Source organism: Bacillus cereus group sp. BfR-BA-01492 (assembly GCF_022662815.1).
GTDB classification, from domain to species: domain Bacteria; phylum Bacillota; class Bacilli; order Bacillales; family Bacillaceae_G; genus Bacillus_A; species Bacillus_A cereus_BD.
This window is the reverse complement of the sequence record NZ_JAKUEH010000007.1, coordinates 127,969-153,423: the sequence shown is the minus strand read 5'-3', so window position 1 is coordinate 153,423 and position 25,455 is coordinate 127,969. Positions and strand designations below refer to the sequence as shown.

Here is a 25,455-nt window from a genome sequence, read left to right as displayed (position 1 = left end):
AACGCTTACTTAAGAGTTTACATCGTATACAATAAAGGTACCAAATCGAAAGAGGTGGCTAAAATGAGTACAAAAAAAGTATATAGTTTTTTATCACAAGCATTTATTTTCTCAGCAATTATGTTAGTTTCTCATATGATCGCATCACATTTACCAATTCCAATGCCTTCTTCAGTAATTGGATTAGTCATTTTATTTAGCTTATTATGCTTAAAGGTTATTAAATTGGAACAGGTTGAGTCACTTGGAACGGCATTAACAGGTATTATCGGCTTCTTATTCGTTCCATCTGGAATTTCCGTTATTAATTCTCTTGGGGTAATGGGACAATATTTTGTACAAATCATTACTGTAATTGTTGTTGCAACAGTTATTTTATTAGCAGTAACAGGTTTATTTGCTCAATTTATTCTAGGAAAAGATGGAAAAGAACCGGTAGATACAAAACAATTAGACACTTTAGGTAAAGGACATAAACACGGAAAAGTTGCGTAATAGATTGGATACGTGATGAGGAGGGAATGGATATGGCAAGCACAATGACTCCATATTTCGGAATTGTTGTTTCATTAATCGCATACGGAATCGGAACATTCTTATTTAAACATTCAAAACAATTTTTCTTATTTACACCGCTATTTGTAGCAATGGTATTAGGGATTGTCTTTTTAAAGGTTGGAAATTTCACATTTGAAGAATACAATACTGGTGGTAAAATCATTAGCTTCTTTCTAGAGCCAGCTACAATTGCTTTTGCAATTCCATTATATAAACAAGCTGATAAATTGAAAAAATATTGGTGGCAAATCTTATCTGCTATCATTGTCGGATCTGTTTGTTCAGTAGTGGTTGTGTTCATTGTTGCGAAAGCCATTCATTTAGATGCAGCTGTTATGAATTCTATGTTGCCACAAGCAGCAACAACAGCAATTGCATTGCCTTTATCAGAAAGTATCGGTGGTATTCCAGCTATTACATCTTTTGCTGTTATCTTTAACGCGGTAATTGTATATGCACTTGGGGCATTATTCTTAAAAACATTTAGAGTCAAAAATCCAATTGCGAAAGGATTAGCATTAGGAACAGCAGGACACGCACTTGGCGTTGCAGTCGGAATTGAAATGGGTGAAGTAGAAGCAGCGATGGCAAGTATTGCAGTAACAGTAGTTGGGGTTGTAACAGTTGTTGTTATTCCAATGTTTATGCCATTGATTGCGTAATCAGATATCAATTTAAACCTGATAAAAGCAAGCTATTTGTAGAACAGATTTCTACTGATAGCTTGCTTTTTATGTTACAGTAGTGGTATGACCTATTTTATTTTTCCTTAAATCTTTATTAATACTTTATATAATGCGTTCTGAAAAGGACTATTATATTGTAAAATAGAAAGGAAAGGTAATGTTATGGATCCAAATCTTAATCTAGCAGAAAGAAGATAAGAAGAGGATTTTAATCAACATAAAAAATTTTTGGGGAAGAGAAAGAGACCCCCTTATGATAAGTCTTACTTTATAGGACAGGAGAGATCACTCGTCGATTATGCAAATGAAAAACCTGTTTCAAAGCAAAGGATTTCAAAGGTTACTGATACTTTTATTATTAGCTCTTATATTATATGGGCTAAAAAGCATGTTTAATTTAATTTTAATTACGTTTATCCTGACATATTTAATGGATCGCTTCCAGAAATTTATTTCTAGAAAGCTCGATCATTTTATGCCGATTAACCGAAAAATTATTATAGCGTTTTTGTATGTCATGTTTGTTGGTGGAATTACAGTTACATTATTTAAATATCTACCGGTGTTAACAGTACAAATTTCACAATTAATTTATCAATTTAATGTATTCCTTAAAAATCCACCGGATAATGACATGATAAAGGCCTCGATTAATGCGATTAATCATATGGAGCTTTCGAAGTATGTAGGGCAAGGCGTAGATATTATTTATAAGTCCATTGCAAATGTTGGGAAATTCGGTTTGCAATTTTTACTTTCTTTAATTTTAAGCTTATTCTTCTTGTTGGAAAAAGCACGTATTGTTGCATTTACGGCAAAGTTTAAAGAGAGCAAACTTGCTATTTTCTATAATGAAATTGAATACTTTGGGAAGAAATTTGCGCGCTCTTTTGGGAAAGTAATTGAAGCACAATTTTTAATTGCTATTGTGAATTGTGTGCTATCCGTGATTGCACTATGGATTTTAGGATTTCCACAGTTACTTGGTCTAGCATTAATGATCTTTCTATTAGGTTTAATTCCAGTGGCGGGTGTAATTATCTCATTATTTCCACTTTGCATGATCGCATATAATATTGGTAGTATTACTTATGTTATCTATATATTAATTATTGTGGTTGTTATTCATGCGCTTGAAAGTTACGTATTAAATCCAAAGTTTATGTCACAAAAGACGAACTTACCCATTTTTTATACATTTATGGTATTGATTTTTTCTGAGCATTTTCTAGGTGTTTGGGGGCTAATTATCGGTATCCCAGTCTTTATGTTCCTATTGGATGTTTTAGATGTAACGAGCGATGAAATAGAAAAAGGGGCTACTGAAAAAATAGAGTCTTAAAAAGCATCAGGTGATGATGCTTTTTCTTTTATCCTGCTATTGTGCAGTAAGGCTCCCATCTGAGCCTTACTGCACGATTGGTGAGGATTCATAATCAGTGGGGATGAAAAAACTACTAATTAAAGTTTCACTTTATAACTTAATTCCATATATGCCATACTGTAAGAAGAATACAAATAATTGGGGTGAAGGAAATGTCTATCAATGAAAAGGTAGAGCTTGCGACGTTTGCGGGAGGTTGCTTTTGGTGTATGGTTTCACCATTTGAAGAAATGGAAGGGGTTATAAGAATCGTTTCTGGTTATACAGGGGGACATAAAGAAAATCCAACTTATAAAGAAGTTTGTTCTGAAACGACAGGACATTATGAAGCAGTTCAAATTACATTTGACCCAGATAAAATGCCGTACGAAAAATTATTAAATATGTATTGGAGACAAATTGACCCAACAGATGTGGGTGGACAATTTCATGATCGTGGACAATCATATGAAACAGCTATCTTTTATCATAATGAAGAGCAGCGGAAACTAGCTGAAGCATCGAAAAAGGAACTTGCTGAGAGCGGGCATTTTTCTAAACCAATTGTTACGAAAATTATTCCAGCATCTACATTCTATCTGGCTGAGGAGTATCATCAGGATTATCATAAGAAAAATGCATTCCGCTATGCATTATATCGCCAAGGATCAGGGCGTGATGCGTTTATTAAAAAGCATTGGCCAAAAGATAATGCACATTTAAAAGAACGATTAACGGAGAGGCAATTTTATGTAACGCAGGAAAATGGGACAGAACCTCCGTTTCAAAATGAGTATTGGGATCATAAAGAAGAAGGGCTATATGTAGACATCGTGTCTGGTGAACCGCTATTTACTTCTTTAGATAAATTTGATAGTGGCTGTGGTTGGCCGAGCTTTACAAAGCCTGTTATGTCAGCCAGTGTAAAAGAAAAAATTGATCTTAGTCATAACATGACGCGTACAGAAGTGAGAAGCAGGGAAGGCGATTCACATCTTGGTCATGTTTTTCCAGATGGACCAGGCCCAAACGGCCTTCGCTATTGCATTAATTCAGCAGCACTTCGATTTATTCCAAAGGAAGACTTAGAAAAAGAAGGATATGGAGATTTTCTAATCTTGTTTCATCAAAAAAAATAACCTCGCGATTGCGAGGTTATTTTTTACAGGCTGTGGAGAAAGCTTTCTCCACAGTCCACTTTGTATCTTCTTCTCTATTGATTTGTCAATACTGATAAAAAAGAGGAGAAGAAGTTTCTTATGATAGGGATATATTCATTTCTTAGAGAGAATACCGATTTAATAAGAAAGAAATTACTCCTTTAGAGTTTCTTCAATCACTGAAAATAAATTAACAGTACAAAGCTGATTGGTCCTTAGTATACAAAATTTGCAATATAACTATAAAAAAATGCAGTGAAAATCAGCATATATTATCTTACTTTATGAATCAGTTTTTTATTATTAATATTCACGAAAATATAATTTTTGACTTGCTTTTTTGGAAAAAAAAGTAATCTTATTAATGTATAATTCTAATATTTAATTAGAAATAAGGGGGGATATGAATGGGAGATATTAAGGTAACTCCAGAGGAATTAAGAAATAGAGCGAAATCTTTTAAATATGCTAGCGCTGAGGCAGCGGATCGTAATAACAGTATTCTTTCTGAATTGTTTAATCTTCAAATAAGATGGATCGGAGCTGCTAGTTTATCTTTTTATAATGAATTGCCTCGATTAAATAAAGCTTATGATACTTATATTAAAGGTTTAAATACTATCGAAAGTGAATTAGAACGTATAGCGGATAAATTTGAAAGGACAGATAATCATTATATATTTAAAGAGTCAGGTGCAATGATTGGCGATATAGATGGATATGATAAGATAGGTGGAGAGGCTAAAGGTTCAGTTATTGATGCAGGATTTAAAGTTGGAGATTTTACTATACATGAACAACTTCTTAGAGGTGAGGCTAAGGCACAATTTGGTGGAGGAATAGGCGGAGAAGCTAAGGTTGGGGTGACTTTTAATGATTTTGGTATAGATCACGACGATGGAAAAGTCCATGTGAAAGTTGGAAATGCTGAAGCTGGTGTTGAAGCTAAAGATGGTCATATTGGTATTGGTGCTAAAGCAGATTTAATTAAAGGCGAAGCTGAAGTTAAAATTCCTATTCCTTTTGTTGATGATTGGAAGGTAGTGGTTGGTGGAGAGGCAGCCTATGGTAGTTATAGGTGGGGAAGCTAAAATAGGGTTAATGAATGAGCTTGATATTGGCTTTGGAATAGGGTTGGGAGTAAAGTTTGGAGTTGAAAAAGACTAAAATAATTTGCTTTGTAGGAGGTATATAATGTTTTCGTTAGGTATATTTAAGAAGATTTTAATGATTTTTTGTGCTATTGCTGTTCCAGCAAGTTTATTAGCTATATGGATTGGAGCAGATGCTACATTGAAGGAAAAGATTATTTTATCGGTGGTATTTTGTATAGTAATGCCATTATTTATTTTTATATTTTATAAGATTGTTTCATTTTTTTTAAGAAATCTTATTCTTCAAAGAAATATTAATTTTTATAATTTGTTAGGGGGATTTTTAAATTATGGAAAATACATATGTACCAAACTTATTAATTGGAGAAGATTTATTACCAATTGGCTCTGTAGTTCTTGTTGAGGGTATTAATCAACCTCTCATGATTTACGGCAGAAAGCAACAACAAGCAAATGAAAATAAAATGTGGGATTATGTATCTTGTCCGTATCCCCATGGTAATTTATCTAAAGAATATAATGTGTTTTTTAATCATAATCAGATTGCAAGACTATTTTTTAAAGGTTTTGAAACAGTTGAAGAATTGGAATTAAGAAATAAGTTATCGGAATTCTAATGAGGGGTAGATTAATTGTATGTTCTTAGGATTTGAATGGTTTCCAAAGAGATGGGGAAAAAGAAAAGTTTCAGAAAAGTTTCTTCAAGCAAAATTTACCGATGAAGGAAAAGGAATTTTAATTATTACTTATGCCATAGATTTATATATTATATCTATTCCTTTGAAAATAAAGAAGCATAATTCACTTTAATTTCTGTTTAATGATGAGGAAAAATCAATATCTATTGAAGCGCACCCCAATTGTTAGACATGATCTAATAAATGGAGGTGTATTTTTTATGGCTAAATTTTTTACAGGCTGTGGAGAAATCCCTCTCCACAGCCTGTTTTTATATCTGATTTCCTTTTAAGTTATTAACACTGATAAAAAAGAGGAAAAGGAAAGGTTTCTTATGATGGTGCCTTACAAAATCATCGTAATAATCGTGTGAGAATACGCAACAACAAACCGAGAAGGATATCATCAATATAAGTCAAATTCAGCAAATCGTGCCGTTTGTTCGTTACATGACAAATATTTTTCAGCGAAACAAAAGCAGAAAGGTCTTACTTATCATATTTGGGAAAGAGATAAAGATATTGCGGGAGAGAATAAATGAATAATGTAGGGGAAAACTGTAAAAAATAAGATGTTCTAAGATTGAATGTAGTTTTATAGATAGCAAAGGCTTTAGCTATCTATACGCTCGGCTTCGAGAGCTGTCCAAATACAGGCTTATCTCAATGCAACATGTAAAAATATAAAAAAAAGCCATCCATCTGACCAAGAAGGGTCAAATGGATGGCTTTTTTTAGTTTACTGTTTTCTTTCTAAATTTGCTGAGCACTTCATATACAATCGGAACAATGAGGAGTGTTAGTAATGTTGAACTTGTTAATCCACCAATTACTGTTACCCCAAGTCCTTTCGAAATTAAGCCACTACCTTCAAATCCAAGTGCAAGAGGAATTAAAGCACCAATTGTTGCGATTGCAGTCATTAAAATCGGTCGTAAACGCGTTGAGCCGGCTTCTAATAATGCTTCACGTGTTGATAGGCCTTCTTGTTCTTTATGAATAACACGGTCGATAAGCACGATTGCATTCGTGACAACAATACCGATTAACATAAGCGCACCAATCATTGCCGATACACTTAATGTTTCACCTGAAATGAGTAGAGCAACAAGTGCACCGATAATTGTAAATGGAAGTGAGAATAAAATCGCAAATGGTGCAAGTGCGCCGCCAAATGTCACAACAAGAACGAAGTATACAATGGCAATTGCCGCTAACATTGCTAATCCAAGTTGTGTAAAGGATTCTTGAATATCTTTTGTAACACCGCCCATAGAAACTTCTACGCCAGAAGGAAGGTCCATTTTATCTACTTCCTTTTGAATTGCCGCAGATGCTTTAGAAACGTCATCAGATGTTATTTTTGCACTTACGGATGCGTAAATACGCCCATCGCGATGTGTAACTGTATTGGAAGTTTCGCCTTCTTTCACAGTCATAACATCCTTAACAGCTACTTCGTTGCCAAGTGGTGTTTTCACTTTACGATTTGTTAAATCATCAATTGCTTCATAATCATGTTTGTCTGCTTCTACATAAACATTGATATCTTTACTATCTTTTTTAATTGTCGTAAGAACAGGACGGCCATGTTGATTAGAAAGTTCCATGCCAACTTGAGCAGCAGTTAGCCCCATTTTACTTAATTTTTGTTGATCTGCGACTAACGTGTATTCTGCATATGTTTTGGAAAGGCTAGAATCGATATCTTTCAAATCTTTTTCTTTCTTCATGATATTTTGAATATCTTTCACGATAGGTTTGATGTCTTCTAAACGATCTCCGTATACGTATAGCTTAATTTCATTACTGCCTCCGCTAGCTCCGAAGTCTTGGCTTTTCCATTCACCTTTTCCTGTCATCCTTTGTAAATCTTTAATCACTTGTTCTTTTTCTTTCTCAAAGTTTTTTGTGTCATTATCGTATTGAACAAAGAACATAGCTTGATTTGTTTTACCTGGGCTCATTGGGTTTTCCCCGCCTAATGAGAACTGAATGGTTTTTACATCTTTTTTATTTTGAAAGTGTGTTTCTGCTTTTGTTGCGATTGCTTTAACGTCTTCTAATGTTTGCCCCGGATCAGGGTTATAGGTTGCAATCATCATTTTTTCTTCTTCAGCTGGTAAGAAGCTTACACCGATAACTGGTACAAGTGCAAGACTACCAACCAATAGAAGAACAGCGATACTAGATGTAATGATTTTATGGTTAAGTGCCCAATTCAGTACGCGCTTGTAGCCGTTTGCTAATTTACTTGGTTTTTCTTTATGGTGTACCTCTTTTTCTCTCATACTTTCTTTCTTAAATAAAGAATGAGCTAACATCGGTACAATGGTGATGGCTACAAGTAACGAAGCGAGTAATGCAAATACGATCGTTAAGGCAAATGGTAAGAACATTTCACCAATCATACCTTTTATAAGCCCAAGAGGTAAAAATACCGCAATTGTTACAATTGTCGAAGACATAATAGGAATAAACATTTCTTTTGTTGCTACGCGGATTAAGTCTTTTCCACGTAATGGTTCTTCTAATAAAGACATGCGGCGGTAAATATTTTCAATTACAACGATTGAATCGTCGACAACACGTCCAATAGCAACTGTCATTGCTCCAAGTGTCATAATATTGAGCGTAATATCCATTTGCTTCAATACTAAAATAGCAATGAGTAAAGAAAGTGGAATGGAAACAACAGAAATTAATGTTGTTCGAATGTTTCGTAAGAACAACATGATAATAATGATAGCGAATATGGCACCAAATATCGCTTTGCTAAGCATTGTATCAACTGATTTTTCAATCGGTGTACCTTGATCAAATGTCGAGATAATCTCTAAATCTTTATATTTTTTTTCAATATCTTTCACTTTATCTTTTACAGCATTTACGACATCAACTGTATTTGCATCAGCTGCTTTTACAACTTGAATACCGATCGCTTCTTTACCGTTTGTACGAGAAATGGATTCAGCTTTCCCAACTTCTTTCACATCAGCAATTTCTTCAAGTTTGACAGTTGGAATACTAGCAGTCATGGCTGGATTCATTTGCGGTGCTTCTGTTTGAAGAGAAGAAGCTGATCCGGCACCACTTTGGCCGATTGCTGCTGAAACAGTAGGGATTTTCATTTCTTTCAATGCTTGAACTGTTGTAATATTTCCATCTACAACAACTGATTTTTCGCTATCTTTAAATGTGTATAGGCCAAGTGGCAAAGATACATCAGAACCTTTAATGATATTTTTAACTGTATCCTCACTTAAGCCTAATTCTTTCATTTTATCTTTTTTAAAGACTAGTTGCACTTCATCTACTTGTTGTCCTGAAATTTGAACAGAGGCAACACCATCAAGGCCTTTTAACCCCGGAACAATACTTTTTTCAACCTTTTCCGTTAAAGTAGCTAAAGGTTCGTCTTTACTCGCCACACTTAATGCAATAACAGGAAAGGCATTAAAGTTTATGCGAGAAACCTTTGGGTCCTTTACACTTTCTGGTAGTTTTACATTAGCGATTGCTTCTTTTACTTCAGTTTCAGCTTTCTCCATATTTTTATCAAAATCATATTCTACTTGAATAGAAGATGCATTTTGATAAGAGGAGGAACTTACAACGTTCACGCCGTTTAAATTTTGCAGTTGCTCTTCCATCGGCTTCGATATTTTATCCGCTACTTCTTGCGGAGTAGCCCCAGGATAAACCGTTGTTACTGTTACGACAGGGGTTGTGATATCAGGAATTGTTTCTAATTTCATATTTAAACCAGAGTAAATTCCCGCTGTGGTAACAATGATGGTTAATAGCCAAACTGCGAACTTATTTTTTAACGAAAAGTTAATGATTTTGTTCATGTTTGCGCTCCCTTATTATGTATTGACCAATCGGTCAGTCTAATACATAATATAACTGACTGATTGGTCAGTCGTCAATGAAAAGAGATGTTATAATACTGTTAAGATAAAGTGAAAATAACAACCGCAATGTAAAATTATGTTGTAAAGGTCTATTAGGAGAGAAAATATGAAAGAAAAAGAACGCTTAATTATTGAAATGGCAATAAAGTTATTTGCAGCAAAGGGTGTGAATGCAACATCAGTGCAAGAAATCGTAACAGCATGCGGGATATCAAAAGGAGCTTTTTATTTATATTTCAAATCAAAAGATGAATTGCTTCTAGCTACTCTTAAATATTATTATGAAAAAATTCAAAGTAAAATGACGAAAATTGAAAAAGAATCATTACTACCACGCGAAAAATTTATAAAACAATTATATTGTCAGTTTCATGATATACAAAAGCATAAAGAATTTATTATTATGCATGCAAGGGAGAATGCGATTCCATTTAATAAAGAAGTAGAAGCATTTATGATGAACATGAAAATGGAGTCACATGCATTTTATCGAAATAGTATATTGTCTATTTATGGTGAAAAGGTCACTCCGTATTTGTTAGATCTTGTAGTGATAGTAGAAGGGATTTCCCGAGCGTATTTAGAATTAATCATTTTAAATGAAACAGAAATTAATTTAACTCATGTTTCCACATTTATTTTAAAAAGAATGGATGACATTGTAGAAGGTCTTGTAAATTCTGGTGAGGAACCTGTTTTGCATGAAGAACAATTAGGGAAACTTCTTTGTAGTACAGACTTAATAAAAGAGCAAGTGAAGGAACAATTTCTACAGGAAATTATTATGTTTAAACGTAATTTAGCTGATGAATTAGAAAATGATGAGTTATTAGTTACATTAGATGTTTTAGAAGCAGAAATGAGAGTAGCAAATCCAAGAATGCCAGTGATTCAAGGGATGTTAGCGAATTTAAAGCGTTATGATAATTTAACAGATTTTCGACTTCGATTAGCGACATATTATGAGGTAGATGTAATCTAAAATAAATAGAGGTGGATCATAACAGATCCACCTCTATTTATTATTTGTTAGCTTGCGCCCATTCTTCTACATTCCAAACTTTTGTTACCCAATCTTGGTAAAAGTCTGGTTCGTGACATACAAGAAGAATCGTTCCTTTGTATGCTTTCATTGCTTTTTTTAGTTCCTCTTTTGCTGTTACATCAAGGTGGTTTGTCGGCTCGTCAAATAGTAACCAGTTACTTTCTTCACCCATGAGCTTACATAAACGAACTTTTGCTTGCTCGCCACCGCTTAATTGATTTAATGGGCGCGTAATATGTTCATTTTTTAAACCGCATTTCGCTAACATTGCTCGAATTTGATGTTGATCTAAATTCGGGAATGTATTCCAAACATCATCGATAGGTGTTATATGATCAGCTTTTACTTCTTGTTCGAAATATGCTGGTTCTAAGAAGTCACCAAGGCTTGTTTTTCCGCTTAATGGTTTAATTTTACCTAAAATTGTTTTTAATAATGTGGATTTCCCAACACCATTACATCCAACAATTGCAATTTTCTCACCGCGTTCAATTGTCATTGTTAGTTTCGGTAATAGTGGATGTGTGTAACCAATTTCTACATCTTCTCCTTCAAAGACAAAGCGGCTACTTGCGCGAGATTCTTTGAAAGAGAACTCAGGTTTAATCGCTGTTTCTGGACGATCGATTCGCTCCATACGATCAAGCTGTTTTTGACGGCTTTTTGCTCGGCCTGTTGTAGAATAACGAGCTTTATTTTTCGCGATGAAATCTTCTTGCTTTTTAATAAATTCTTGTTGTTTTTGATACGCTTGTAAATGTTGATTTTTATTGATTTCAGCTAGTTCTAAAAACTTCTCATATGTCGCTGTATAACGCGTCATTTTTGAGAATTCTAGATGGAAAATGACATCCACACATTTGTTCATAAACTCTGTATCATGAGAAATTAACAGGAATGCATGTGGGTATTCTTTTAAATAGTTTGTTAACCATTGAATGTGCTCAACATCTAAATAGTTAGTAGGCTCATCTAGTAATAATACTTGTGGTTGCTCAAGCAGTAACTTTGCAAGCAATACTTTTGTGCGCTGCCCACCACTTAATGCAGAAACATCACGATCTAGACCAATTGCATCAAGACCAAGGCCACGAGCAGCTTCTTCAACTTTAATATCTAGTAAATAGAAACCACCAGCCTCAAGAGCATCCTGAATATTAGCCATTTGGTCTAAAAGCTCTTCCAATTCTTCCGGTGTCGCTGTAGCCATTTTTTCTGTAATAATATTTAATTCTTTTTCTTTCTCAAATAAAGGTAAGAAGGCATCCGTTAAAACGTCACGAATTGTTCGACCAGGTGTTAAGATTGTATGCTGATCTAAATAGCCATAATGTGTACCAGGCGTCCATTCGATGCGCCCTTGGTCATGAATAAGTTGTCCAGTAATAATATTCATAAATGTGGATTTTCCAACGCCATTTGCACCGACTAGTCCAACATGTTCATTCGCTAATAACCGCATGGATACATCTTTAAAGAGAGTACGATCACCAAATGTGTGTCCTAAATTTTCAACTGTTAATAAACTCATAGTGTCCTCCGTCCATTTCAAAATAGTATCTTGAATCATGATACTAAATTCTCGAATATAATGCTATCCTTTCGAAATGTATAATTTTTCAAGAAAAGGTTGTGTATTTTATAAAAGGAAGTATATATGAAGAAAAACGGTATGTAGAGATTAGTATAGTAAAAAGTTACTCCTAGATTATATAGAAGTAACTTTTCCTTTTTCTTATTAGACTGTTTGTTTTACTTCACTTACTTTTTTCTCTGCCACAATAAAATGTGGTCTGCGCTTTGTTTCATAGTAGATACGGCCAATATATTCACCAATGACGCCTAAGAAGATGAGCTGGATACCACCGATGAATAGTATAGCGGAAATTAAAGTGAAGTAACCGGGTACATCAATTCCATCAATCATAATCTGTATAAATGTCGTGATTACGTATAAGATTGCTAAAAGAGTTGTTAGTAATCCAAGGTATATAGATAAGCGTAATGGTTTATTATTAAAAGAAATAACGCCATCTATTCCGTAATTCAACAACTTAGAAAAAGTCCATTTACTTTCTCCATCAGAACGTAATACATTTTCATATTCAATGATTAATTCTTTAAATCCAATCCAAGAGAATAAACCTTTAGAAAATCGATTGTATTCACTTAAAGAGAGTAATGAATCTACGGCTCTTCTACTTAAAAGTCTAAAATCGCCGATACCATCGACTAATTCAATATCAACAAATTTATTCATAACTTTGTAGTATAGACGTGAGATGAAAGACCGTATAGGTGAATCACCTGTTCTTGTTCTTTTTGCAATCACTTGGTCATATCCGGCATTGTAACCTTCTATCATATCCTTTATTAAAGAAGGCGGATGCTGCAAGTCAGCATCCATAATAACAACCGCATCGCCTGTAGCATATTTTAATCCAGCCAACATGGCAGCTTCTTTTCCAAAGTTTCTGCTAAATGATATATAGTGTACAGCTGAATCGGAATTTGCTAAATCTCGTAAAATATTCAATGTATCATCTTTACTACCATCATTAACAAAAACAAATTCATAATCGGTATCTAATTTATGAACTTCAAGAGAAGTTTCTAAATAAAAAGATCGAAGTACTTTTTCTTCATTGTAACAGGGTACTACTATTGAAAGAGTCATTTTTGACCCTCCTTGTTTGTGATAGTGCTATGGATTCAGGCTATTCCTTATTTGATAAGAAGGAATAGCCCTAACTGGATGTATGTTTACTTATTGTTGTGTAAAAAGGTAAGCTCATTATTTCCCTTTTTGCGTCCAAAAAATAATAAAGTGGAGCAAATGATGAATGAAATAATGGATATAATCAAACCTAATTTGAAGTAAGGTGTAACATAATTCATTTCAATTACATGTGATCCTTTTTGAATTGGAACGCCTATGAACGCAGAGTTTGCTTTCGTAAATTCTGTCTCTTTCCCATCTACCTTTATAGTCCAACCTTTACTATATGGAACAGACAGGTAGAGTAATCCATCTTTACTTGAGTTAACTTGACCTTTTAAATAGTTATTTTTATAAGAGATATTTTGGAGTCTATTTTTAGTTAATTTTTTAGTTTTTTCTTGGATGTTTTCATAATTCACAATGTTGACTTGCAGGTCTTGTAACTCATATTCACCTGGTCCAGGGATTTTATCAGTAATAGAAATCGTCAATTCGTTTGGATGATTGTTCTTTCCAAGATTATAAACAAATCTTTCTAATGGGTATGCATATGCACCCGCATCGTCTCCTTTACTCATGTCTTTTCCATTCACAATTGCATGGAAGGAGCCTTTATTTTTAATTTTTAATTCCACAAGAAGGTCTCCTACAACATTAGGTGGATCAATAGGTACTATTATGCGACCATCTTCATGAACCGTAAGCATACTGTTATTGTTTTCGATGTTTTCGAATTGGATCTGTTCGGTTTTAATCGGTACTGGTTTGACATCAAGCCTTTTTGTATCAAAATGTTTTAATGAAAAATCTTTTATGTTATCAACGACTACAGCATCCAACAATAATTGATCTCGCTCAGCAAAGTTTAGTTTAGAAAACTCTTTATCATCTATCCCTGATTCATACACATATCCTAATGGCAACGCATATTCATTTTTATAAATGTTATATGGCCCTACTTGCTTTAATTGTTTATAGCCATAAGGAATGTTAGCTGCATCGGTATCTGCGCTTAATATGTAATATTTCACACCTAACATATTTTCAAGAAGGAGTCGGTTATCTAATTGGAAAAACATAGAAGGTGTATCGAATCCTTGAAAAACATTGTATTTATTTTTCATAAAGTCATGAACATAATAATTGATTAGGCTATGATAAGCACTTGCACCATGATATTCCTGAAGCATTGGTGTATTACGAAGGCTGCCCGGATTAATAATACGGTAAAAATCTTTATCATGATTTTGAATATAGCGAATAGCAGCAATTTCATCTTGACTATCGTATCCAGATGCATGTAAAGATTCTTTTGTAACATTTCGCTGTCCAAAGGGTTTACTTAGTACATTTTCTGAATACATGTAATTGATAAAAATTACATTGATAAGAACATTTAGGATCACTAAGAACTGTAAGAAAATTTTAGACAGATAGCGCCATAAACATATTGTAAGGATAGAAATTACGATGACACTTATCAGCATATGATCGACTTCGTCTAATGGCTGATCGTTGATGTTTACTTTTCTCATGAATGCGTAAATGAACAAGCCAGTAGCTAACAATGCGCTTATGAGATACATCAATTTATTTTCTTTTTTATGAAGGAGCATCCAGTCTAAAATGTATGCGACCGTTTGGGCAATTATAAATGAGAATAAATAGTACCAGCGATATTGCATAGCGGAAAAACCATTAAAAACAGAATAAGTATATGGAATCATGTACAGAATAAGCATAAAGAATGTAAATAATACTTTATTCAATACGAATTTATCACGTATAAATAAACCGATTACAATTAAGAATAAAATCAAGACAGGAAATGCTAATTGATAGTATTCCGCGTTATTGATGAAGAAAATACTTTCCAGCAAATTTTTATAAAATGTATCTTCAAAGAATAAAGGAATATCAAATTTCTTTGTGAGTCGATCAGCATTAAATACAGCATTGACAGATGGAAGAAAGAATACGGCTGATAAACCGAGTGATAATCCATATAAGAAAGTAATCCTAATATAGTAAGTTAGGAAGGATCGAATCGTTTTATTTTGCTGTGTCGTAAAGTATTGAAAAAATGCATAAATGTAAATGAAAATACTTGTTATAAAGGCAAAATAAAAGTTAGATGCTAGCATTAAAGCGGTAGCAAATAGAAATAGTCCTTTTTTTCTTTCTATAATATATCGATCGAATCCCCATAATACGAGTGGTAGAAAAACGATAGCATCCGCCATAAAATCCCAAAGTAAAGAGTGACGAATAAAAGTAATACATCCACCGTATATAATGGCAGAAATAAAAGATGAAAAGGTTGTTTTATGGTGATAACGCAAAGAACCGTACATAAAGAGCATCGCTAAAAAACTTTTGAAAATGCTCATATATAATTTCATATCATAGATTTGCTCAATATTTAACTTAGGAAGCAATAATGTGATCCAAAAGAATGGCGCCGTACTATAGTAATAACTGAATTCTCCAAATAAGTCGCCGCCTAATCCATAATCCCAGGACCAAAAGAAATTACCATCTTTAAAAGCATGTTGCAGGAGAAAAGTAAAGAATCCGAACTGAGATAATGCATCTCCTGAACCAGAAAATATTTGATCTGATGTTAAAAAGAAGTAATGAAAAATAAAAGCACATAATAATAACAATGGAATGATAATAAAAGTGCTTTTATGGAAAAAGGTCTTATTGTCTTTTTCAAAATACATGAAAATTCAAGTTCCTCCCTTTAAATCAAAGTCATTTCATATCATATTTAATTGGCATAAATTATGTAAAAACACACCATTTATGGAAAAGGTGTGTTTTTAGTTTTTACATGAAAAGATATATTTTATAATCATTGGTTTATGATGGTTATCTGTATTTCAGTATAAAGCATTCTCAGAAAGTAAGTCAATTTAACTTAGAAGTTAGAAGCATCATTACAGTGACTTTTCTGTTATTCGTGGACAGTCAGACATCGCTAATATGTACGAAACAAAATAAAAACTTCAATGTCCTTTTCACATCATAAGGTGAACAAAAGGACATTGAAGTTTAAGTTTCTTTACGAAGTACCTTTTTATTAACAAATTCTAAAATTAATTTACGTATTTGTGGATCAATAACAAGTCCAATCATACCAAATAATAAGCCTGTAAGTATGAGAGCAACTAATGACGGTAGATTAACGAATATCATACGATATGCGCAATAGCTAATAGCAAAGGCTAAGGAGTTAAAGAGAATACCTTTGAATAGAAGTTCAATACCTTTATGAACAAATAGAGTAAATCCTATTAATAAGGTAACTTCTGTAAGAATAGCTGCAGTGGCAGCCCCCATCATTCCAAATTTACTACCTAATACAATATAGCTAATGATGGCAACGACTAAACCAATTGCCATTGTTAATGTACGCTTCCATTGTTGACCAATCGTTGTTAAATTATCAGCAAGTGGATAGTTAATGGATTGTAAAATAACCATAAATGCTAAAATGGCGAGGGCATTACCAGCTGGTGCATACTCTTCGCCCAATAGGCTAACAATCCAAAAATTTGGATCAGCAATAAATGGAATCGAAATCCCCATTCCTAAAAATGACATCAACTTTAATTCAAAATGTGATAGCTTTCGATGTTCTTCCACATTTTTCTCATTTCCAAAAGCAAATAGTTTCGGATAAAATGCTGCGGCGATGACGCCAGGGATTTGGTAGAGAACAGCTGGAATTTTGGATGCAGCACCGAAAAATCCAACCTGTTTTAATGTTGATACCTTTTCTAAAATAATCGGACCAAGCTGCGGTAATAGCATAATAATAATGCCATTAATTGTGAAAACGAGCAGTTGATCTAAAATTCCAGAGTTCCACCCCTTATGAATCGTTGTATAGCGAATTACCATTATAAAGGCAATCAGTCCTGTTACAAGACTTGACGCTCCATACATTGCTGCAACCATCATAAGTGACCACTTAAAGCTCATTCCTAGTAAAAGTGCTGCTGCTGCTGTTACACCTTGTAATACAGAGATAATAGCAGTAAATTGCATGCGTTCTGTTACTTGGAAGTAAGCCATTCCGACGCCTTGCAAAGTTGCTCCAAACATTGTTGGCAATACAACTAAATATACCATTGCACGTAAATAAGCATTATCATAGAAAAATTGTGCGAAAATGGCAAAGAGAATCGAAATAATAACGGCTAAAATGAAGCGAACGCGCAGATAACTACTGATAAGCTCGCTAATATTAGCGCTTTGTTTTGTTCCCTCACGCATAAAAGTATGTGTTAAACCAGCATCTGTAAAGTAACAGATGACAGCAGAAACAGCTAATGCAGCTGTAAACATACCGTAATCATGAGGTGAAACATATCTTGCAAAGAGAATGGTTGCAATCGCAAGTACAAACCGAACGATAATATTTCCTACAAAAAGATAGGACGCATTTTTTAGGATTTTATTTGTTTTCATTGCAAATACCTTTCTATTCTTTGGATTCTATTTGTCCAGTTTATAAAATGGAAAGAATGTGTAGCATGGTCCCGTTTTAAGAAAACAGAAATTTCATTCGAACAAACCAAAGCATTGCATATAATTTTTTGCTTCGTTTTCCATTTTTAGAATAAATTTTACGGCAATATTTCTTTATATCCTGTTTAATCAATTGAACCTGTGACTTTTCTAGCTTTGTATTTTCTTTAATATAAATACAAGCATTATTGATAACAGTATATGGGAATAGATATGTCTCAATCATTTGAATTAGTTCCTCAGAGTCTTTTGTTATCAAATCTGAAGATTTTTGATGAATCCAGTCATTCATTCGATGAAATACTTCTAATTCTTTTGTTGTTTTTAATTCATAATCTTTATATTTAGAAGATAGATTTCCTTCTGATAAAATTCGATAATAGGTTAAATATTCATCTACATAGCACACGTTTGTAACACTCATGAGCTTAAATAAAAATTCTAAGTCTTCTCCCCAACTGCAGCCAGGTGTAAAACGGATATCATGATCCATAACGATAGAGCGTTTAAAAATCCACGTACTTGTTTGGGCAACAACTTGATGTGTTAAAAAGGATTTTGTCATATCACCTTTAATAAAGTTGGTCACATGCGCTACCTTCTCACCTGTTTCTTCATAGAAGTTCATATAGCCGCAATAACAAGCATTCATATTGTTTATATGCATACTTTGTACTTGTTTTTCTATTTTATTTGGATGCCATAAATCATCGCTATCAAGAAAAGCAACATATTCACCATTAGCGTGCTCAATTCCTGTATTACGAGCAACTGATACACCTTGATTTTCCTGATGGACATAGCGAACTTTCTCTGGATGTTTTCGCTGAAGTTCTTTTACAATTATAGGTGATTGATCTTTACTACCATCATCTACAATTACAATTTCAATGTTTTGATACGTTTGATTTAGTATAGATTGCATCGTTTCTTCGATATACTTTTCCGCATTATATAGCGGGATTACAACAGAAACGAGTTGTTTTTGTTCCGTCATAGCGTTTTATCTCCTCTAGTTTTTTATGTTTTGTATCATATATACAAGCCTTTTATAAAGGAAGAAGATTACAAGAACATCTGTATAAGTTTACCGCATATAAACTTTGTAAATCAACTTTCTAATTATTATACCTTGTTTAAAAGATTGAATGTTATATAATGGTAATAATTTGGGCGGAAATGTAATTTGTGATTTTGTAACAAAGATATGTATGTAACCAAAGGGAGGAACTTCGATGTTAGAACAACCGAATCAAAAGGTAAAATGGGCTCTTTTGAGTATGATTTTGTTTGTAGGATTTTTGTTTCGCTTTTTGACCTTAACAACGTATGGTGTAGACTTAACAATTGCTAGTGATGATATAGGCTATCAAAATAGTGCAAAGGTTTTATTGGATACTGGTATGCTAACATATCATGACCCAGCTAAACCAACGATTCATATTATGCCGGGGCAATCGATGTTATTAGCCTCTATATTTTATTTTTTTGGTAGTGGGGATAGTGGACTATTTATAGCTAAATTAATAATGATGCTTTTTGGTGTAGCTAGCATTTATATGACTTATAAAATTGCTACGTACATCTTAAATCCAGTATCGGGATTCATAGCTGCGTTTCTATTAGCTTGTTATCCTCCAGAGGTAGTAGTGGAAAATTTAACATTAACAGAGGGACCATTTTTATTTTTTTCACTTGGTTTATTATATTGGAGTTTAAAATTAGCCAATACTCACGCGATGAAAGACCTTTTAATTGTATTACTCTTTTATTTTTTAGCTTTGTATTTTCGGGTGCAAATCGCATTATATCCGATTTTACTCTTTGTTTACCTTTTAATAAAGCGCTATCCATTTCGTATTATAATGAAGCAAGCGATCGTTAGTTTCGTATTATTATGTATCATCCTTGGTCCTTGGTGGGTTCGCAATTATATTCAATTTCATCAATTTATTCCTTTAACTGCTGGAGCAGGAAATCCTTTATTACTTGGAACTTATCAAGGAGAAGGGTATCCAAAAGAAAAGGGTATGGATGAAATTGAAGCGGAATTACATGAGAAATATCCTCATATTGAGGCGCATGAACTGATGCAAATGGAAAAAGAGATTGCAGTGGATCGCATGAAGGAATGGTGGCGTACAGATAAAGAATCTATGCTAAGAAGTTATCTTGTTTTAAAACCAAAAATTCTGTGGGAAAAGCCTTATTATTATCCAGGTCATAATATAAAGATATTTGATATTTCAGGGGAAGATATGAAAGGATTTTTTGAATCTATTAAACAATTATTTTTCATTTGTACAATTCTTTCATTCGTATTATGTTGGAGAAAATGGAGAGAGTATATATTTTTATGGGGTCTTCTTCTTTTTCAAACATACTTTACGTCTTTATATGTTGCCTATGAACGTTACGCGCTACCGTTAATGCCATTTTTATTTATTATAATAGGAATAGGAATTACAGTAGCTATAATGAAAGTGAGCAAACTCTTTTTAAAGAAAGAGTCCGTTGTGAAAGGTTAATAAAACCCCCTTCTATTTGATGGAAATAGAAGGGGGTTATTTAAATTTGGAAATAAATTGTTTATTGTTCGTTTAAGCGAGATAATTGTTGTTCTTGGCTTTTTAATTGTTGTTCTTTATGCTCTAATTGTTGTTTTAATAATGCGTAATCTTGCGTTAATGTGACAAGTTGATGATGAAATTTAGAAATCTTTCGCGTTAAGTCAAAAATTAACACAAAACAGAATAAAAGACCAAATAGAAATAAGACAGATGGAGGATACTCCACTTTTAACAACTGGCCAATCCAATTTATAATCTTATCTGTAGAGCTTAAAATAGCCATAGAGATACAAACAAAAATCCATAAAATAGAGTACTTCGTTTCCAAAGTTCCCTGACGGATAGAATTAATAATTAGAAAAAATAATAATAGAATAAAGATAAATGAAAAGGTAACTATAGGCATTCATTATCAACCTTTCACGATTTTTTGCATTAAGATAGCTAGACTTACTTTAATCATGTAATATGCGGATTTAAGAGGTGTAATAGAAGATTGTCCACCTTGTCTTTCTTGCATATTGACAGATATTTCGTTAATGCGAAGTTTTTTCTTTTTTAAGTGAATCAGAACTTCGGGTTCTGGATAATCTTTTGGATAATTATGTGCAAAAATTTTAATTACTTCACGATTAATAGCACGGTATCCAGAAGTTGGATCCATAAATGTTTGTTTTGTTAATAGTTTTAATAAGGCAGTGAAATAGAAAATACCAATTCTTCGTGAAATACTACCTTTATAGGCTGTTTTTTCTGTAAAGCGAGAACCTAACACCATATCACATTCATCTTCAGCAATTGGTTTGATAATTTTGTATAAATCATCAGGATTATGTTGCCCATCGGCGTCGAATTGAATGGCAATGTCATATCCATTTTCATAAGCATATTTGTAACCAGTTTGTACAGCAGATCCAATCCCTAAGTTGTATGGTAAATTTACAAGATGTACAGGAAAATTTTTTACGATATCAGATGTTTTATCTTTTGAACCATCATTTATGACACAAATACTTAGTTGTGAAAAATGTTGTTTTAATTTTAAAAGTCTAGTTAACGTATCAGCGATTGCTTCTTCCTCGTTATAAGCAGGAATAATAATCAATGTTTTTGGTATTGAAATTGGCACCTCAACAGACATTATCGCACCATCCCTTGTATATTTAATATAGTATAGTTCTTTTTAAATGCACTTTATCTAATATACCATTAATAGTATACCAAAATAAAGGACAAGCTGAAGTGGGATTTGTAAAGAAAAGGAAATATTTTCTGTTATTTTTAGCTGGTAAGACTTCACTTCAACATTCTGTGAAAGTAAAGAAGTTAAATGGGTGGAGAGATATAAAGCCTTAGGATAAAGAAAATTCTACTTCATCAATCTTGATTTCATGTATTATCACTTTATTGAAATAAAAAAATACATGCAAAGAAAAGGAATCATCTTTGCATGTACGAGAAATTATATATTCCACGGTTTATTTAAAGTTAATACTTCAGCCATTTCTTTACTTTTCAAACGCCCTTTTTTACGATTTTCTGCACGCTCTGCACCAGTTGTATAGAGCCAATGTTCTTCATCAGTTTCCGGAAGTACTTGTGGCACAGAGGATGGTTTGCCGTCTTTTAGTGCAACGAATGTGATGAAACAAGTGGCAGCAATACGACGTTCACCAGATAATAAATTTTCTGCAACGACCTTTACGAATACTTCCATGGAAGATTTCCCTGTGTAACATACAAACGCTTCATAACAAACAGAATCAGCTTGATGAATAGGTGTTAAGAAATCGACAGAATCAATAGAGGCTGTTACACAATGCTTACGGCTATGTCTAGCTGCTGCAATAGAAGCAACGCTATCAATTTCTGCTAATAATTTTCCGCCAAATAAAGTTTGATGATTGTTTAAGTCATTTGGAAAAACTCTTGTTGTTTTAATTGCTTTTGATTCCCGCATAAATTTTTTTTCCATATAAACAACTCCTATTTTCTGTTTTCAATCAGAGTGACATGTTTTTTAGTATAAAAGGAATGTAATATTTGTCGGATTTTACTTCCGTTATAAATAAGTAAAATATGATAGGAAAGGAAGATTAACACTTTCGTATTTGTATGCATGTAACTGAAAGAAAATTTATTTTTATATAGATTGTAGTGTAAAAGAGGTTTCGCTTACATTGCAAGTAAAAAATGATGAACTCCTTATTTGTTATATAAATTCCCTATCAGCTATGTGCTCATTCATGATAGAATCGTTTTGTCATAAATGGAAATAGAGGTGCTATGGACATATGAATCAAATCCAAACAGGTTTTTCATCTTTTTTTAGCAAAATGATTATTGGGTTACTGCTCGTGTTTTATGGTTATTCTTGGTGGTCATCTTTTGAAGTAGCAAAGCAATTTTTGGGTGGAAGTACAACGAGTATGATTATTGTATTTATTATATTTGTTATACTTCTTTTATTAATTGCATCTATTTTGCAATATCGTTTTACACATCAACAATTTCTTATTTTTCTCATTAGCATAACGATCCTTGTTAGGCTTGGATTCGTTCTATTTGGAGACGCCCCGCTTATAGGCGATATGAAATCGATGTATGAGTCTGCAAAACAAGTTGCGCTTGGAAATAGTATTGGTGCTGTTGCACAATTGCCTTTTATTATTTACCAATCACTATTAATTCGTATATTTGGGGATACAATATTCGTTTTACAATTATGCAATATTTTATTTTGTACCGGAACTGCATTTTTCATTTATCGAATAGCATCTATCGTATTTCAAGAAGAGTGCGGACGTATCGCGGCAGTTGTGTATGCTTTCTATATCCCAAACATTCTTACGAGTGCTTTATTAACAGCTGAACCGTTAGCAACATGTTTATTTTATTTTGCTTGTTATATTCTTTTACATAAAGGTTTAAGTCATTCTTATATGTGGGTCTTTGTTGCAATTTTATTAGCATTCAGTAATATGATTCACCCTGTAGGTATATTTTTAATAATCGTTGTACTCGTATATGTCATGTTAGTAGAAATGTTTCAAGCATCACCAAAACAAGGTGTGCTTCTAAAAATGATAGGGATAGTTGTTATGTTTTATGTGATGCACTTTGGAATCAGCTATTGGATGCAAACGATAGGAATGCCTCAATATACAATCTCTAATGAGGCATATGTACAATCAGTCTTAATCGGAGATCATAACAATCACCAGCAGGAAATGAAAAGTTCAAATATAAAGGAACATATAGATCAACAGCTGAATGAGATAGAGGTTGAGCGGTATGCTTTTCTAAAGCCAAGCATAGATCAATTATCAAGTGAAGGAATGAATTTTGTACTGTTTAAGTATGAGAAACTTACATATATCGTTATTACCTTATTTACAGCAATTGCTCTGCTGCATTTGATGATTAGAAAGCAGCAAACTGAAGGATACATGCTATTTATATTGCTTATTGTTGGATATATTGGTATGAAAATTTTTCATTCTAATACCGTATATGAAAATTTAATACTACCTGGGTTATTTATTGTACAAAGCCTCGGGGTTTATATGAGTTATTTCTATTGTCAAAAAATCTTTTTTAAAAAATAAAAGAATCCTAAATGGATTCTTTTATTTTTTCGCTATTTTCGGGCGGTAAGACTCCTTATTTAAGATTTGGAGTAGGCGGAATTACATTTTTTTATCAGTAAGAAGGAGAACTTCAACTGATATTATCTAGTTAATTCCATTTGCAAGTTCTCTGCGGTTAAAGCCATTTGCGAAGAATCGTCTTGGATCCTCTTCATCACTTGAGATATAACTTTTAGTTCATTTTCAATTTTTTGGTTTTGTTCTTTTGAATTTGACATATCATTAACAATTTCTTGGAAATAATGGTCCGTTTCATGCATACTACCTGTTCCCTCAGTTACAAGGGAGCTAATTTGTTCCACAGATGAGGAAACATGTATGATTTGCGTATTTGTTTTTTCAACTAGCTTTGTAACATTTGCGATAGATTCCTTCGTTTGTTCAGATAATTTGCGAATTTCATCTGCCACAACCGCAAATCCTTTGCCAAACTCTCCCGCACGTGCAGATTCAATGGCGGCATTTAATGCAAGTAAGTTTGTTTGTTCAGCAATTGATTTTACAATATCAATAATTTCATTGATTTTTTTAGAAATATCAAGAAGTTCCCTTGTGTCTGTAATAATTGTTTCCATATTAGATTGAATGCTTTCCATTCGCTTATTTTGAGTGCCTAGTTGATTTTTTCCTTTATTTGCTTTTTCTTCAGAAGTTATGGCTAACTCTGTACCTGTTTTGGCGATTTCAACAATCTTTTCCGATTGTGTCGTTAATTGATGAATAGAGGCACTATTTTTTTCGGAAATTGCTGCGAGCTCCATAGCAATATGTTTAATCGTCATTGCTGTAATTTCTTTTTCTTTCTCATGTTCTTTTTGAATATTTTCATATTCTGATTCATAGGCTGCAATAACAAGTTCTTGTTCGAGTGTGAACAATTTATTTATTACATTTAGAGAATAAGAGAAATCATCTATCGTTGAAATGTTTTCTTTTAAAATTTTCATGACGGAACGGAATAGTTCTTGATAAGCAGCTGTATACCATTTTCTATGTAAGCCAATTTTGACATGTTTTTTAGCAATTCGAATACGGCGTTCAATAAACTCTTCATCGATATTGCCACTAAATAATTCCTTAATATGTTGCATTAAAGTTTGCTTTAATTTTGTTACGGAACTATAGCGTTCAATGATTTCGATTAAGTGTGGCTGCTTTGTAATATTGCTATAAAATTTATCTGTTATCCATTCTAGTTGCTCGTAAATAAATGGTTGTAATACTTTCACAACTTGTAGGTCTTCTTTCGTAATATGAAGCATATCCATCTGCATCTTTAATTCAGGATTTGTAACATTGAAGGTTATTTTCTGTTGTTGACTTAATTCGATAATACTTGTACTGCTATGTGCATCCTTTTTCTTGAAAGCCCCAAACATTGCTCTTTCCCCCTGTTATATAAAGCGTTTTCTTTTTACGTCCTTTTCTAATTATAACCATTTCTTCAATATTA

20 protein-coding genes and 2 pseudogenes are annotated in these 25,455 nt (G+C 33.1%); 11 read left to right on the top strand and 11 right to left on the bottom strand.

Going from position 1 to position 25,455, the window contains the following annotated elements; all coding sequences use genetic code 11:
- The first annotated feature begins 63 nt into the window (after positions 1-63).
- The 8 genes and pseudogenes from lrgA to MR063_RS11245 all read left to right on the top strand — a co-directional run bounded on the left by lrgA (position 64) and on the right by MR063_RS11245 (position 5,692).
- Positions 64-495 carry an antiholin-like murein hydrolase modulator LrgA gene (lrgA, locus tag MR063_RS11280; protein ID WP_242145099.1) on the top strand — a complete coding sequence of 144 codons (432 nt, stop codon included), beginning with the start codon at positions 64-66 and terminating at the stop codon, positions 493-495.
- A 32-nt stretch (positions 496-527) separates the two neighbouring features.
- Complete coding sequence (lrgB, locus tag MR063_RS11275) at positions 528-1,220, top strand: antiholin-like protein LrgB (RefSeq protein WP_242145100.1); 693 nt, start codon at positions 528-530, stop codon at positions 1,218-1,220.
- A 322-nt stretch (positions 1,221-1,542) separates the two neighbouring features.
- Positions 1,543-2,586 carry an AI-2E family transporter gene (locus tag MR063_RS11270; protein ID WP_242145102.1) on the top strand — a complete coding sequence of 348 codons (1,044 nt, stop codon included), beginning with the start codon at positions 1,543-1,545 and terminating at the stop codon, positions 2,584-2,586.
- A 194-nt stretch (positions 2,587-2,780) separates the two neighbouring features.
- Positions 2,781-3,245: pseudogene (gene msrA / locus MR063_RS11265) on the top strand (peptide-methionine (S)-S-oxide reductase MsrA); the annotation flags it as partial.
- Positions 3,246-3,293: 48 nt separating this feature from the next.
- Positions 3,294-3,746: a peptide-methionine (R)-S-oxide reductase MsrB gene (gene msrB, locus MR063_RS11260; RefSeq protein WP_242145184.1), complete on the top strand. Its 453-nt coding sequence runs from the start codon at positions 3,294-3,296 to the stop codon at positions 3,744-3,746.
- A 428-nt stretch (positions 3,747-4,174) separates the two neighbouring features.
- Entirely contained in the window at positions 4,175-4,858 is a 684-nt protein-coding gene (locus tag MR063_RS11255) for a WXG100 family type VII secretion target (RefSeq protein WP_242197726.1), read from the top strand.
- A gap of 353 nt (positions 4,859-5,211) precedes the next feature.
- A complete protein-coding gene (locus tag MR063_RS11250; RefSeq protein ID WP_242197723.1) occupies positions 5,212-5,499 on the top strand; it encodes a DUF4176 domain-containing protein in 288 nt (95 codons plus the stop codon).
- Positions 5,500-5,518: 19 nt separating this feature from the next.
- The gene (locus MR063_RS11245; RefSeq protein WP_242197720.1) at positions 5,519-5,692 is read left to right on the top strand and encodes a hypothetical protein; all 174 of its coding nucleotides are present in this window, start codon (positions 5,519-5,521) and stop codon (positions 5,690-5,692) included.
- A gap of 601 nt (positions 5,693-6,293) precedes the next feature.
- Here the strand turns inward: MR063_RS11245 and MR063_RS11240 are convergent.
- Positions 6,294-9,413: an efflux RND transporter permease subunit gene (locus tag MR063_RS11240; RefSeq protein ID WP_242197717.1), complete on the bottom strand. Its 3,120-nt coding sequence runs from the start codon at positions 9,411-9,413 to the stop codon at positions 6,294-6,296.
- A gap of 169 nt (positions 9,414-9,582) precedes the next feature.
- Between MR063_RS11240 and MR063_RS11235 the strand changes: the two genes are divergently transcribed.
- Entirely contained in the window at positions 9,583-10,458 is an 876-nt protein-coding gene (locus tag MR063_RS11235) for a TetR/AcrR family transcriptional regulator (protein ID WP_242197714.1), read from the top strand.
- 40 nt (positions 10,459-10,498) lie between these two features.
- Here MR063_RS11235 and MR063_RS11230 read toward each other — a convergent pair whose 3' ends face one another.
- The 5 genes from MR063_RS11230 to MR063_RS11210 form a co-directional block, all read right to left on the bottom strand.
- Positions 10,499-12,109, bottom strand: coding sequence for an ABC-F family ATP-binding cassette domain-containing protein (locus tag MR063_RS11230; RefSeq protein ID WP_242197830.1), 1,611 nt, complete (start codon positions 12,107-12,109; stop codon positions 10,499-10,501).
- Positions 12,110-12,259: 150 nt separating this feature from the next.
- Positions 12,260-13,198: a glycosyltransferase family 2 protein gene (locus MR063_RS11225; protein ID WP_242197712.1), complete on the bottom strand. Its 939-nt coding sequence runs from the start codon at positions 13,196-13,198 to the stop codon at positions 12,260-12,262.
- A gap of 86 nt (positions 13,199-13,284) precedes the next feature.
- Positions 13,285-15,969 carry a YfhO family protein gene (locus tag MR063_RS11220; RefSeq protein WP_242197708.1) on the bottom strand — a complete coding sequence of 895 codons (2,685 nt, stop codon included), beginning with the start codon at positions 15,967-15,969 and terminating at the stop codon, positions 13,285-13,287.
- A gap of 331 nt (positions 15,970-16,300) precedes the next feature.
- Positions 16,301-17,722, bottom strand: a complete 1,422-nt coding sequence (locus MR063_RS11215) for a flippase (protein ID WP_242197704.1) — start codon at positions 17,720-17,722, stop codon at positions 16,301-16,303.
- A 76-nt stretch (positions 17,723-17,798) separates the two neighbouring features.
- Positions 17,799-18,779 carry a glycosyltransferase family 2 protein gene (locus tag MR063_RS11210; protein ID WP_242197700.1) on the bottom strand — a complete coding sequence of 327 codons (981 nt, stop codon included), beginning with the start codon at positions 18,777-18,779 and terminating at the stop codon, positions 17,799-17,801.
- A gap of 238 nt (positions 18,780-19,017) precedes the next feature.
- Between MR063_RS11210 and MR063_RS11205 the strand changes: the two genes are divergently transcribed.
- Positions 19,018-20,310 (top strand): ArnT family glycosyltransferase, encoded by a 1,293-nt coding sequence (locus tag MR063_RS11205; RefSeq protein ID WP_242197697.1) that lies wholly within the window; start codon positions 19,018-19,020, stop codon positions 20,308-20,310.
- A gap of 61 nt (positions 20,311-20,371) precedes the next feature.
- Here the strand turns inward: MR063_RS11205 and MR063_RS11200 are convergent, their stop codons facing one another.
- From MR063_RS11200 to MR063_RS11190, 3 genes are all read right to left on the bottom strand, one after another.
- Positions 20,372-20,758, bottom strand: coding sequence for a DUF2304 domain-containing protein (locus MR063_RS11200; RefSeq protein WP_242145111.1), 387 nt, complete (start codon positions 20,756-20,758; stop codon positions 20,372-20,374).
- A 6-nt stretch (positions 20,759-20,764) separates the two neighbouring features.
- Positions 20,765-21,493, bottom strand: a complete 729-nt coding sequence (locus MR063_RS11195) for a glycosyltransferase family 2 protein (RefSeq protein WP_012096391.1) — start codon at positions 21,491-21,493, stop codon at positions 20,765-20,767.
- 321 nt (positions 21,494-21,814) lie between these two features.
- A complete protein-coding gene (locus tag MR063_RS11190) occupies positions 21,815-22,327 on the bottom strand; it encodes an acyl-CoA thioesterase (protein WP_242145112.1) in 513 nt (170 codons plus the stop codon).
- A gap of 319 nt (positions 22,328-22,646) precedes the next feature.
- On the opposite strand from MR063_RS11190, the gene MR063_RS11185 reads away from it, so the two are divergent.
- A complete protein-coding gene (locus MR063_RS11185; RefSeq protein ID WP_242197694.1) occupies positions 22,647-23,960 on the top strand; it encodes a glycosyltransferase family 39 protein in 1,314 nt (437 codons plus the stop codon).
- A gap of 122 nt (positions 23,961-24,082) precedes the next feature.
- On the opposite strand, the gene MR063_RS22150 is transcribed toward MR063_RS11185, so the two are convergent.
- Together MR063_RS22150 and MR063_RS22145 are read right to left on the bottom strand one after the other, a co-directional pair.
- Positions 24,083-24,889 (bottom strand): methyl-accepting chemotaxis protein, encoded by an 807-nt coding sequence (locus MR063_RS22150; protein ID WP_396021834.1) that lies wholly within the window; start codon positions 24,887-24,889, stop codon positions 24,083-24,085.
- A pseudogene (locus MR063_RS22145) lies at positions 24,887-25,264 on the bottom strand (protoglobin domain-containing protein); the annotation flags it as partial. The gene MR063_RS22150 and the pseudogene MR063_RS22145, both read right to left, overlap by 3 nt.
- Positions 25,265-25,455 lie beyond the last annotated feature (191 nt).